The sequence below is a fragment of the Frischella japonica genome, assembly GCF_014489845.1.
GTDB classification, from domain to species: Bacteria; Pseudomonadota; Gammaproteobacteria; order Enterobacterales; family Orbaceae; genus Frischella; species Frischella japonica.
On sequence record NZ_JABURY010000001.1, the window covers coordinates 13,140 to 26,336 of the forward strand.

Annotated in this window: 12 protein-coding genes, 1 tRNA gene and 1 pseudogene; 6 read left to right on the forward strand and 8 right to left on the reverse strand. The window is 31.5% G+C overall.

All coding sequences use genetic code 11. The features are described from left to right. Nucleotides 1-42 precede the first annotated feature (42 nt). The 3 genes from secD (at nt 43) to FcAc13_RS00085 (ending at nt 3,166) form a co-directional block, all read left to right on the forward strand. A complete protein-coding gene (secD, locus tag FcAc13_RS00075; RefSeq protein WP_187754179.1) occupies nt 43-1,899 on the forward strand; it encodes a protein translocase subunit SecD in 1,857 nt (618 codons plus the stop codon). 9 nt (nt 1,900-1,908) lie between these two features. Continuing rightward, nucleotides 1,909-2,961, forward strand: a complete 1,053-nt coding sequence (gene secF, locus FcAc13_RS00080) for a protein translocase subunit SecF (protein WP_187754180.1) — start codon at nt 1,909-1,911, stop codon at nt 2,959-2,961. A gap of 129 nt (nt 2,962-3,090) precedes the next feature. Next, nucleotides 3,091-3,166, forward strand: a tRNA-Ala gene (locus FcAc13_RS00085). 1,031 nt (nt 3,167-4,197) lie between these two features. Here the strand turns inward: FcAc13_RS00085 and FcAc13_RS00090 are convergent. The 7 genes from FcAc13_RS00090 to FcAc13_RS00120 form a co-directional block, all read right to left on the reverse strand. Further along, entirely contained in the window at nt 4,198-4,896 is a 699-nt protein-coding gene (locus tag FcAc13_RS00090; RefSeq protein ID WP_187754181.1) for a hypothetical protein, read from the reverse strand. Between the two features lie 61 nt (nt 4,897-4,957). Continuing rightward, the gene (locus tag FcAc13_RS00095; protein ID WP_187754182.1) at nt 4,958-5,641 is read right to left on the reverse strand and encodes a hypothetical protein; all 684 of its coding nucleotides are present in this window, start codon (nt 5,639-5,641) and stop codon (nt 4,958-4,960) included. 61 nt (nt 5,642-5,702) lie between these two features. Continuing rightward, complete coding sequence (locus tag FcAc13_RS00100; RefSeq protein WP_187754183.1) at nt 5,703-6,380, reverse strand: hypothetical protein; 678 nt, start codon at nt 6,378-6,380, stop codon at nt 5,703-5,705. Next, entirely contained in the window at nt 6,380-6,679 is a 300-nt protein-coding gene (locus FcAc13_RS00105; protein ID WP_187754184.1) for a hypothetical protein, read from the reverse strand. The genes FcAc13_RS00100 and FcAc13_RS00105 overlap by 1 nt, the downstream gene beginning before the upstream one ends. Before the next feature lie 4 nt (nt 6,680-6,683). After that, nucleotides 6,684-7,610, reverse strand: coding sequence for a hypothetical protein (locus FcAc13_RS00110; RefSeq protein WP_187754185.1), 927 nt, complete (start codon nt 7,608-7,610; stop codon nt 6,684-6,686). 1,064 nt (nt 7,611-8,674) lie between these two features. Beyond that, nucleotides 8,675-9,628, reverse strand: a complete 954-nt coding sequence (locus FcAc13_RS00115) for a hypothetical protein (protein WP_187754186.1) — start codon at nt 9,626-9,628, stop codon at nt 8,675-8,677. Nucleotides 9,629-9,647: 19 nt separating this feature from the next. Then, complete coding sequence (locus tag FcAc13_RS00120) at nt 9,648-9,914, reverse strand: hypothetical protein (RefSeq protein ID WP_187754187.1); 267 nt, start codon at nt 9,912-9,914, stop codon at nt 9,648-9,650. 944 nt (nt 9,915-10,858) lie between these two features. Here FcAc13_RS00120 and FcAc13_RS00125 point away from each other — a divergent pair. The 3 genes and pseudogenes from FcAc13_RS00125 to FcAc13_RS00135 form a co-directional block, all read left to right on the forward strand. Continuing rightward, a complete protein-coding gene (locus FcAc13_RS00125) occupies nt 10,859-11,983 on the forward strand; it encodes a glycosyltransferase family 4 protein (RefSeq protein ID WP_187754188.1) in 1,125 nt (374 codons plus the stop codon). Beyond that, nucleotides 11,976-12,779 (forward strand): lipopolysaccharide core heptose(I) kinase RfaP, encoded by an 804-nt coding sequence (rfaP, locus tag FcAc13_RS00130; protein ID WP_187754189.1) that lies wholly within the window; start codon nt 11,976-11,978, stop codon nt 12,777-12,779. The genes FcAc13_RS00125 and rfaP overlap by 8 nt, the downstream gene beginning before the upstream one ends. 15 nt (nt 12,780-12,794) lie before the next feature. After that, nucleotides 12,795-12,932 (forward strand): annotated as a pseudogene (locus FcAc13_RS00135) (DUF2813 domain-containing protein); the annotation flags it as partial. Nucleotides 12,933-12,952: 20 nt separating this feature from the next. On the opposite strand, the gene FcAc13_RS00140 reads toward FcAc13_RS00135, so the two are convergent. Further along, entirely contained in the window at nt 12,953-13,153 is a 201-nt protein-coding gene (locus FcAc13_RS00140; RefSeq protein ID WP_187754191.1) for a hypothetical protein, read from the reverse strand. Nucleotides 13,154-13,197 lie beyond the last annotated feature (44 nt).

A 13,197-nucleotide genomic window follows, 5' to 3' on the forward strand; every position in this document is an offset into this window, starting at 1 on the left:
GTGTAGAATGAATAATTAACATTAACCACAAGAGATTACGTCGTGTTAAATCGCTATCCTTTGTGGAAGTACATTATGTTGGTCGGCATTATCCTTGTCGGCCTACTCTATGCTCTTCCAAATATTTATGGTGAAGATCCTGCCATTCAAATTTCAGGTTCAAATAATAGTACCATAGTCGATATCAATACCCAAAAACAAGTCGAACAAATTATCAATAATAATAAGATACCTTTTAAATCAATTATTTTTGAAAATAAATCGATCTTAATTAGAGTAGCCACGAATGATATTCAACTCAAAGCAAAAGATGTGATCACAAAAGCGCTTGGTGATAACTATATTGTGGCTTTAAACTTAGCACCAGCAACACCATCTTGGTTGAATGCAATTGGTGCGGAACCGATGAAGTTAGGTTTAGATCTTCGCGGTGGGGTGCATTTCTTGATGGAAGTTGATATGACAACTGCCTTAGATAAAATACTTGATGCTACCCTTGATACATTACGTGCTGATTTTAATGCCAATAAAATAAATTTCACTGGTTTAAGTAAAAATAGTCAGCAACAAATTATTGCTTCTTTTGATAATAATGATGCGAGGAATGCGGCAATAACCAGAATTAGCTTGTCACCAGATTATCAACTTATTAAGCAAAACGACAAGCAAATCGTGATTGGTATTAGTGAAAGGCGCTTACAACGTGCCAGAACCGATGCTGTTGCGCAAAACACCACCATATTACGCAATCGAATAAACCAATTAGGTGTTTCTGAACCGATAGTTCAAAGACAAGGTGCGGATCGCATTGTTGTCGAGCTACCGGGTATTCAAGATACTGCTTTGGCTAAGAAAATCATTGGTGCAACAGCAACCTTAGAGTTTAGGCAGGTTAATACTTCAAATGCCTATGATATTAATGATATTGTAACAGGAAAATCAAGAGTACCTTATGGTTCAGAGGTCAAATTTACCAAAAACGGTTATCCCGTTTTATTGTATAAAAACGTTATATTGACAGGTGATCATATTATCGATTCGTCATATAAACTCGTTGGTGAAAATTCTCAAGTTTCCATTCAGTTGGATAATGAAGGTGGCAAAAAAATGTTAGCTTTCACGCAGAAGAATCTAAAAAAACCAATGGCAACCTTATATGTAGAATATAAAGATACTGGTAAAGTCGATAGTGACGGTAAGCCAATTATGGAAAAACAAGAGCAAGTTATCAATACAGCAACCATCCAAGATATATTTAGTAATAATTTCCAAGTTACTGGTATAAAAGATTATGACGAAGCGAAACAATTATCGTTATTATTAAGGGCTGGTGCGTTGATTGCTCCGATGAAGATCGTTGAGGAATTAACTATTGGACCATCAATGGGGCAAGAAAATATTATTCAAGGTTTAGAGTCGTGCTTATGGGGATTATTGATTTCCGTTGCATTTATGTTGGTTGTTTATCGTTTATTTGGTCTCTTTGCTAGTTTGGCATTAATAGCTAATTTGATTTTGATTGTAGGCATGTTGTCTTTATTACCAGGTGCAACCTTAAGTATGCCTGGTATTGCTGGTATCGTTCTAACGGTGGGAATGGCTGTTGATGCAAATGTGTTAATTAATGAACGCATTAAAGAAGAATTACGCAATGGTCGTGGTGTACAGCATGCTATTGATGAAGGTTATTCTGGGGCATGGAGTAGTATTTTTGATGCCAACATTACCACTTTAATTACTGCAGTAATTTTATATGCTGTTGGTACCGGTTCAATTAGAGGTTTCGCTATTACGTTAGGTATCGGTATTTTGACATCGATGTTTACCTCTATTGTCGGAACCCGTGCTTTAGCTAATTTAGTATACGGTGGACGCCGTATTGAAAAGCTATCAATTTAGGAGTCGAAGGTGGCAAATTTAAAATTACAGAAAGATAACGAAAAAAATCCATCGACGAATGTTGAATCACTCAATCACGGTCGTCGTGTTATCGATTTTCTTCGTTTTGGTTTTATTGCATTTGCGATTTCTATGCTGTTAGTTGTCGGTTCAATTGTTGTCGTTTTGGTAAAAGGTTTTAATTTAGGGCAAGATTTTTCTGGTGGTACTACGATTGAAATCACATTAAGTAAACGAGTTGATTTAGACGATATTCGTGCAAGTTTGAAGCAAGCTGGTTACGGTGAACCAATAGTACAAAATTATGGTTCCAGTCAAGATATTATTATTCGTTTACCACTTATTAAAGAAGATAATACGACTGACATCGATTCAAATCTGACAGAAGAGCAGAAAATTCAGAAAATCAATAGTGCATTAGGTGCCAAAATAGCTGATTTGATGCATAAAAACATTGATAATAATGCTGAAATTAAACGTGTTGCTTTTGTTGGACCATCAGTTGGTTCTGAATTGGCACAAGATGGTATCTTAGCTATTTTAGCGGCATTGGTATCAATTCTAATTTATATTGCCTTACGTTTTGAATGGCGTTTTGGCACTGGTGCCGTTGTTGCGTTAGCCCATGATGTCATCATTACAGCGGGTTATTTGTCGTTGTTTGAGCGTGAATTGGATCTAACCATTATTGCGGCAATGTTATCGATTATTGGTTATTCGCTTAATGATACGATTGTCGTTTTTGACCGAATAAGGGAGAATTTTAGGAAAATACGTCGTGCTTCACCGTACGATATAATTAATATTTCTCTGACACAAACCTTAAGTCGGACCTTGATGACATCAGGTACAACATTGGCGGTAGTAATCATCCTTTATTTTTTTGGTGGTAGTATGTTACGTGGTTTCTCTGAAACACTAGGGATTGGGATTGTACTTGGTACTATCTCTTCTATCTATGTTGCCGCCTATATGTCATTAAAGATGGGAATTAAACGAGAACATTTTATTCAACAGAAAGTTGAAGTAGAAGGAGCTGATCAAGCGCCTATTTTACGCTAATTGATGTTAAAAACACCTATTTATGTTGGTTATATAGCAATATAAATAGGTGGATAAGAAAATAAAAAATTATTCCATTTAACTATCTTGACAGAACGTCTTGAGTTGCATATCATTGCCTAGGTTCTTGGGGCCATAGCTCAGCTGGGAGAGCGCAACGCTGGCAGCGTTGAGGTCAGGGGTTCGATCCCCCTTGGCTCCACCAATTCACTATTCTGCAATATTCATTAATACCCATTTAAACACCTCTAACACACTAATAGTAAGCATTAAGCTGTATTTTAATATTTTATTAGTATTATTAAGATACATATACAACCATAATTTTTGGTATACGATTCGGTATATGGTTATCGTTTACTTTTTTACCGAATACCTTAAAATTTATAATTATGGCAAGGAAAATCACAGCATTGATAGATAAACAAATCAAAGTAAGCCTAGTGATAAAGAATTGGCATTGTTTGAAGTTGATAATAGATAATTGCTTGTTAAATCTAATAGATCAAAGATAAAAAATATGGTGTTTAATCCATACTTTCCCCATATACCAAAAAAGGACAATCAGGATTGAAGTAACCGTTGATTATCCTCATGTGATAAAACCCAATCGTTTAGCGTTTTGACCGTCAACTCTGGTTCATTATCTACTCTTATTTTTAAGTGATAGCCATACTATTCGGCTAAGTTGTCGAGCTTACGTGCCATTCTACCAGTCGGTAAACTGATGGGGTTATCATCGCAATATTTTTATATTTTGTTAATGATGAGTAAATTGATATTCAAGGGATAGTTATCTTGTACTTTCTTCATTATTAAGGTGAAATTGTAATTTATTCTTACTTATTTGGGCCTTCCCCAAAGGTTCATAACCACTCACATAGAAATCTATAGGGATTTTTTTACTTTTATGCTTAAAAATATATGGCGGTAACATATCTGTTTGTTGTATTTTTGTACTTCAAACAGCTAATATATTAGCTTAAAAGAATTTTATATATTTATTGATTTTATAATAAGTTAGGCAATATCAATGATATTAAAATTAATGGTTTCATAAACTATCCTTATTTATCGTAAGGATTTCCTATTATAATTGGTGACCTTGAATATTTATCATTAGAGAATAGAATTTTGACTTCATAAATCCCTAAGACCGCCTTAAAAATCACTGTAAAACTAGATGATTGAGATCCCTAAATTGATGTAGTACTTTACTCAATTAAAGCAAGCTGACTATTTATTTTTAAAATTTTTATTTTTACAAACCAATTTAAGACCGCCATTTTCGAACTGACATTTGATTTCATCGAGCAAATTAAACTTTCCTTTGTTATTAATTTTGTAATGTTGCCACAAAGAAGCCATTGCACTTTCTTCGAAGAAGAAATGTTCAAATAGCCAAATATTTAATTGCTTATCGATGTAAAAATCTAATGTCTTTTGAGACATGCTACGCTGATTATATTCACTTGAATAAACAATAAGTTGATTTATTATTTTGCTCGATGATTCAATAAACATCGTAATAATAAACTGTTCGGGGGAAACTGCACATTTACCTTCAAGCTGTTTTCCTTCAACAAGGCATTTTTTTGTATCGGTCGTTTTTTTTAAATAAATATTAAATTGATTGGATTGATATAAATAGACAATTTTATTTTTTTGTAGTTCTTCAAATATATTTCTAACATTCTGAGTTGAAGAAAAAGTCGATAATTTACACTTTTTATGATACTCTTTCTGCTTTTCCTCTGTATAAGAAAAATAATCGTCAATTCTACAATTATCGTTAATATCCTTAACCAGCTTTTTATTTATAATTTGAGGCGTTCCCACAGGTAATAAATTAGTATGAGTTAAAGCGTTCAACGAATGTGAACATGCTAAAATAGGTAAAAATAATAAACCATAAAATAAAGACTTTATCTGCATTATAGAAACACCCTTATTATTTCATATTGAAAGTTCTCAAATTACTGAATTGATATGCTGACTATTTATTTTTACAAACCAATTTAAGACCGCCATTTTCGAACTGACATTTTATTTCATCCAGCAAATTAAACTTTCCTTTGTTACTTATTTGGTAATGTTGCCACAGAGTCGCAGATGAACCTTCTTCATCTAAAATATGTTCAAGTAGCCAAACATTTAATTTTTTATCGATGTAAAAATCTAATCTCTCTTGAACCAATCCATTATGATAATATTTACCATAATAAACAATAAGTTGATTTATTATTTTGCTCGATGATTCGATAAACATGGTAATAATAAACTGTTCGGGTGATATTGCACATTCACCTTCAAGTTGTTTTTCTTCAACAAGGCATTTTTTTGTATCGGTCGTTTTTTTTAAATAAATATTAAATTGCTTGGATTGATATAAATAAACAATTTTATTTTTTTGTAGTTCTTCAAATATATTATTAGTATTCTGGGTCGAAGAAAAGGTCGATAATTTGCATCTTTTATCATATTCTTTCCAGCCATTCTTTGCATAAGAAAAATAATCGTCAATCCAACAATTATCGTTAATATCCTTAACCAGCTTTTTATTTATAATTTGAGGCGTTCCCACAGGTAATAAATTAGTATGAGTTAAAGCGTTCAACGAATGTGAACATGCTAAAATAGGTAAAAATAATAAACCATAAAATAAAGACTTTATCTGCATTATAGAAACACCCTTATTATTTCATATTGAAAGTTCTCAAATTACTGAATTGATATGCTGACTATTTATTTTTACAAACCAATTTAAGACCGCCATTTTCGAACTGACATTTTATTTCATCCAGCAAATTAAACTTTCCTTTGTTACTAATTTGGTAATGTTGCCACAGAGTCGCAGATGAACCTTCTTCATCTAAAATATGTTCAAGTAGCCAAACATTTAATTTTTTATCGATGTAAAAATCTAATCTCTCTTGAACCAATCCATTATGATAATATTTACCATAATAAACAATAAGTTGATTTATTATTTTGCTCGATGATTCGATAAACATGGTAATAATAAACTGTTCGGGTGATATTGCACATTCACCTTCAAGTTGTTTTTCTTCAACAAGGCATTTTTTTGTATCGGTCGTTTTTTTTAAATAAATATTAAATTGCTTGGATTGATATAAATAGACAATTTTATTTTTTTGTAGTTCTTCAAATATATTCCTAACATTCTGAGTTGAAGGAAAGGTCGATAATTTGCATCTTTTATGATAATCTTCCCTAGCTTTATCAGAAAAATAATCTTCAATCCAACAATTATCGTTAATATCCTTAACCAGCTTCTTATTTATAATTTGAGGTTTTCCTACAGGCAATAGATTAGTATGAACTAAAGCGTTCAATGAATGTGAACATGTTAAAATAGTTAAAAATAATAAACCATAAAATAAAGACTTTATCTGCATTATAAATAGACCTCAGCTACTTCGTATTGAAATTTATCAAAGTGCATATGATTATTATGTAAATTATCACCATTTTCTCCGCCAAGAGTGATTAATTTTTTATAGTGAGGAATATATGGTTTAAATGTATCCTCATCGGTATTAGGGTTACCAACTAAGATTTCTGTAAAATGAAATTTTTTCATTGCCAATAAAAAATTTTCATCATTAGCATTATAAAAATAGTGAATATCAATACAGGCACCATTTGCGTGATTTGCACTCGGAAAACACGAGCCTCGCTTATTTTTCCAGTTCATTGAATCATTTCTTCAGTTTATTTATTTCATCTTTATATTCATCTATAAAACAAGACATGACTTTTATTAAATAAGAATCAAACTTATCATCATAATTAGGAGGGGAAAAACTTAGACATTTTGAGTTTATTCTATTTTTTAACGAAACAATTGATTTGTTTTTGGTTTTATTTTTTTTATTAAACGCTATGATCTTATTCTCTAGTAGACGTTGATAATGGCTATATAAATCAAAATAACAACTACAATAGTAGCCTTCTTCGCATTCATTTAAACATGAATCATCAAATTGTTTATTAGAATTTTCCGAAAATTTATTATTCGAAATTGCACTAAATTTATCAGGATAAACAATTTTAAATTGATCATAATATCGGTTTATTGACATTTCTTTAAGAATAAATTTCTTATTTTTGCTATCAATTTTATAATGTTTCCAAAGTGTAGGCGAAATACCATCTTCTGTTTCTATTAACCATAAAGTATAAATATCGCCGTTGGATGAAATATAATAACGTTGATAAGCAACCCAACCTCCACATGCACTGCTACCATCACTCATATAACCATAAAGATTAATCTTATCTTTCACCTGATGATTATGAATTAAAGATAAAATTATGTCGTCACTTGATAAACTTATTTCCAGCTGAAAATTATCATCTTTGTATACAATGGGATCTTGCTCAATTAAATTATATACATTTCCATAATCAAATTTAATAGAATTTAGAGGACAACGGCGTTCTTCCTCATCCTGGATATCACTATCATTCCAATACTCGACACTCCTTGAACAATCCTCTTCTAATTTTTGCATATTTACATTTTTAAAGAAGGGGTCTCCTTGGTAACTTTTATTGATATTATACAATGCACTATTTGCATAAAAACTAACCAAACATAAAATAAGATACAATAAACCTTTCATAAATTAATCTTCCATTACCAATCTTTGAAAAAGGAAACACAGCGTGAAAGAGAGAATTACTTAATGTTGCGTCATTTTTCACGCCAGATAATCTAAAAAAATAATCTTTCGGCGCAGCATTTGCATTAAAATTGATGTTTAATATTATCAAAGTTTATAATAAAAATATGGTTATCGCTGTAATTTTTCGCATTTTCTTCCTCTATTTTATTTTTTGTTTTTCCGATCGTTGTTCCAATGCAGACATCTTTCTTTTATTATTTCTGAAAATATTTTGTTTAAAACTCTTTTGTCCCGAAATTAATTTAACTACTTTTCAAAGGGTTAAACTTTTCATTCGGTTCAGCTATTATTCCGGAAATAATAATTGAACGACTATTTAAATGATGCTCTATAGAAAATTCATTTTCATCTTTTATTAAAGAGGCATTAGGTAATCCAATTACTTTGTAGGAGAGTCAGTTTATAATCTCTTCACAAATTGCGCCTCCACCATATCCGTAAACCTTAAGTTTTGTATTTTTAGTTTTTTTAAGTGAAAATCGTTAAAATTTATTTTAATCGGTTTTTTATTTTGAACCATGAAAGAATAACTAACTGAAAAATATAATTAACATAAAATAGCAAATTTAATCTTCTTCATATTTATTTCCAATTTTCATTTTTCGCTTCTCTTAAAGCATCAACCATTTTGTCTGGTTATATATGGACGGAATTCAGCCCATCACCTTGATAATATGATAATCGCCAAAAGCTGCAACGCTTACCAGTCAAATATCGTTTTATCTTTAGGTACTCTGATGATACGAATTCTTCAGTCAAATCATAAATAGCATCTTCAACATCACCATTATGCTCAAAATATTTTTTTCTTTTTAATCTTTACTAAATTATTAATAGTAAATCTAATTTCAAATAATGTAGAGCTGAGTTTAAAGTTTCAGGAATTATTTGAAAACGCCCAGCTGCAAATATTTCTTTTTATACTTTCATAGTTATTCATTAATTAGCAAACTTATAATAATGGCTTAACCTTTAAAATTTATTTAACAGCCAAACAAAATTTATTGTTTTTCTAATTTAATAAAAACTCCTTTTTCACTAATAACATATTTTGTTTGATTTAATAATTTTGTTTGTTTTTTAGAGCCATCATAAGGGCTTTCGATTTTTTGTATTGTGATGCAGTAATTTTTATCAATAAGGAATTTGTTCCAAACACCACCATCCTCTAATTCAAAATGTTCACCTAACTCCAATCGATCAATGAAATTAAACTCATTGGAAAGGCTGACTAATGATAATTGAGGTGAACCCGAAAGAGAATATGAAGATAATAATAGTAATTTTATATTGTTAAATTCTTTTAATTTTATTGCTTTAAAATAATCGTCATCTAGCATACCTTTAAAAAAATAATTAAACTCATCAGGTATAGGTAAAAAACCATCATTTTTTTCTGGTGGCCAATAACGATCATTTAATGGGAGAGTAACAGTATGTAATTGATTATATATACTTTCCAATTCTTTGCGCATCTTCTGTTTATTTTTGTATGTTAAAATAATATCGTTATTATTGAATAAGAAAAGATAATCAGAATTTAACACTAATGATTCATTTAAATTATATTGGTTTGGTAATGTTTCAATCATAAAATTTTGATTATCTTGCTGATTATCAATTAAATTTAGTCGTTTCAATTCGTTGTGTAATAAATTATGAATATTTGCTGCTAAATTGGCTTTATTTTGTTTTATATTTAACAAATATTTATTATCAAATATTAATTGATATTTATTACTTTTAACTGATATTTCTTTTAAGCGTCTGTAAATTTGGTCAATTAGCTCAAAGTCAGTTGTAGAATTAGATAGGTAGTTAATATTAATTAATTGCCATTCTATTGTGTCATCTTTTACCGAATCATTGGCGTTATTTTTTGCTTCTGTATTGGCTATTATTGCGATGTAACAAAACAAAAATAACCCGACAAACCTACTTATAATTTTAAACATTATTAACCTCAACCATAAATTAACTATGAATAAATGTAATTAATTTTTCTTCATTTAAAGTTGTAGCATCAGTACAAAAATATTCATCTAATAAATATCGTTTTTCAAACGTTCTAACATCCATATGAATCCAACTATAAGTGTGCTGCTCACCTGTTATTGAACTATGATTATTTAATCTAATTGGTTCAATGCTAAAAAGATTTGTATCGTTCCATTTTTTGTATTTTAAGGCAAGTGATAAAAAAGTATCACGTATATAGTAAAGGCTCAATATTTTTATCATTTTTACCACCAATAGCCCAATTTCTTTTGTAAAATTGAATATCTATCGCTTTTCCTGTGTGATTGGTAGTTTTTCCCTTCTGGATGCTGACTACAACGATAATCAGATAAAATTAATCTAAATTTATAAACATCTTGTCTACCTAAATAAAAACTTAACCTATATAATCCAAAAAACAATCATCTATGTAACCCTGAATGTTCAAATATTTTTGTTCATCAAATAATGTGATTACATACCATTTATAATCTTTGGGAAGTAACTGAAGATCAAAATTCACTTTGGTGTCGACTTGTAATACATAAAAAATGTTGTCTTTTTTGAGTCAGGTAATTTTCGAAACGGGTCACCTCTCTCGTTTTTATACTTAAATTGGCGACAGTATTCATTTAGATAATTTCCCGATTTATCCAGACATTTAGTCTTTATTCGTTTATTACGATTATAGCCTATGTATTAAAAATCATCTGTGTACGATATTTGGTCATTTTCTTTTTACCCAGACAAAATTGGTAACTAGTGGAAGTTTTTGCTTTATCATTCAATATAATAAATTGTTGTTGGGGTTTGTCATAAGCGTAATATTCTATTTTTTATTAAGACCATAATTGCTGCATTTTTTGAGATATAAATCATTATTATCTCCATCAAAATTTTCATTAGTAATGAAACTCACATAAGCGTTAAAGTGACAATCTTTGCCAAGAACTTTCAGAAAATACCTACTTTTCAATATAAAAACCCAGTTTTTCTTTTTTTATACAAGATTAACAAAGTTAATTGTTATATTCACAGTACTATTAACTAAAAATCATCTAAACAATTAAATTAACAAATAGAACAAAACCACATATATTTTCTGTAAAACGAAAGATTAAATCTATTTTTTGTACCTTGCGCAGCAACAAGTATATAATACTTCTTTCACTCTTGAGGCAATGTGCATGCAACTAGCTTTTTGTATCTATAAATATTTTCCTTACGGCGGTTTGCAACGTGATTTCTTGCAAATTGCCCGAGCTTGTCACGCTAAAGGGCATAAAGTTCGTGTTTATGTTATGCAGTGGCAAGGCGATAAACCGACTGAGTTTGAGATTATTTTAGTCCCGAAAAAGGGGCTATCGAATCATAGCCGTAATCTAGCTTATTATCATTGGGTCAAAGATCATCTACAGACATATCCGGTTGATTGTGTCGTTGGCTTTAATAAAATGCCGGGATTAGACGTCTATTTTGCCGGCGATACGTGTTTTGCCGAGAAAGTCTCCCATAAAGGCTTTTTTTATAAATTATCTAAACGCTGTAAACACTATTTGGCGTTTGAAGATGCGGTATTTAATCAGCAGCATGATACCAAAATTATGGTGCTAACTAAGCAACAAATTAGCGATTTTGAAAAATATTACCATACTCAAGCATCAAGATTTGTTTTACTGCCACCCGGTATTGCAAAAGATCGGCAATATCATATTGATTCACCAATTAAACGCCAGCAATTTAGGCAAGCCAATCACATTGCGCAAGATGCTTTTGTGATTGTACAAATTGGTTCTGACTTTAAACGAAAAGGCGTTGATCGCACATTAATTGCGATTGCCTCTTTGCCCGAAGCGTTAAAAAAACAGGTGTGCTATTTGGTTGTCGGGCAAGATAAACCCGATAATTACCAAAAAATGGCGAAACGGTTGGATATTTTTAATCAAGTCCGTTTTTTTTCAGGGCGGGATGATATCCCCGATTTTCTCTTTAGCGCAGATCTGCTACTGCATCCAGCTCGACAAGAAGCCGCTGGTATGGTTTTAATCGAGGCTCTAGCTGCTGGCGTGCCGGTGATTGTAACCGGGATAGCCGGTTATGCTTATCATATTACAGATGCAAATGCAGGTGTGGTACTTAGTGAGCCTTTTGATCAATCAGAATTAAATAGCACACTGGAAAATGCTCTCACTAATCAAGCACAACGAGCTGCATGGCATCATAATGCGATTAAATATGGCCAAAACGCCGATTTATATCACCTTGCTGAGCGTGCTGCCGATATTATATTAGGTTGTCATCATTATGAATGAAATTATACTCAAATCGCCTTTTGAGAATTTATGGAAAGGCAAAGATCCGTTTAGCGAAGTTGAGCAGATTTCCGGTGAAGTTTATCGGGCGGTTAAACAGCGTAAAACATTGAATTTTAAACTTGATGATGAATCTTACTTTATTAAAATTCACCGTGGCATAACGGTAAAAGAGATCGTCAAAAATTTATTGTCCTTGAGATTACCAGTGTTAGACGCCAAACAAGAATGGACAGCCATTCACCGTTTAGCGCAAGCGGGAGTAAATACCATGGACGGGCGTGCTTTTGGTCGTAAGGGGTTAAACCCACTAACACGGCACTCGTTTATTATTACCAAAGATCTTAACCCGACAGTAAGTTTAGAGGATTTTACTCGGTCTTGGTTAACCAATCCGCCGAGCTATCATCTGAAACGTTCATTAATAATCTATCTAGCAAAAATGACCGCCAAAATGCATGCCGCCGGGGTCAATCACCGTGATTGTTATTTATGCCATTTTTTATTGGATTTACCGTTATTTGAACATCATCAGCAAATTAAATTATCCGTTATTGATCTGCATCGGGCACAAACCCGAAAACGAGTGCCAACCCGTTGGCGTGATAAAGATTTGATTGGGCTGTATTTTTCATCGACCAAAATCGGGTTAACTAAACGTGATATCTGGCTATTTTTAAAAACCTATTTCAATAAACCATTAAAAACGATTTTGCATGATGAACATAAACTGTTAACAACCGCGGAAAAAAAATCGGCGCGAATTGCAAAACGAACTGAAAAATATCAGCTTTAATAATAAGGAAATCCTATGTTTATTGAACAAATTGAGATTACCGGATTTAGAGGAATAAGTCAGTTATCTTTAACATTTAATCCGGAATCGAGTGTGCTTATTGGTGAAAATCGGTGGGGAAGATCGCGCTTAATTAGCGCTTTAAAGTTGTTATCACTCGATAACTAATTTTATCAAATTGTCGATAGCGATTTAACATGTAAGTAAGGGGTACTAATTCCTTTAGCATTATCGGTATCACCAGCGTTAACCTTTCTTCTTGTTAAAATCACTGAACATAAATGGTAATCGCGTCGATAGAAATATGCACTATTTATATCTAAATTACTGGCTTGCACTATCTCAGTTTGCTTTTTTTCAATAAAGACAACCATCAATAGCTGAACAATGAAGCCATTTTTTTTGATTTACTCACCTT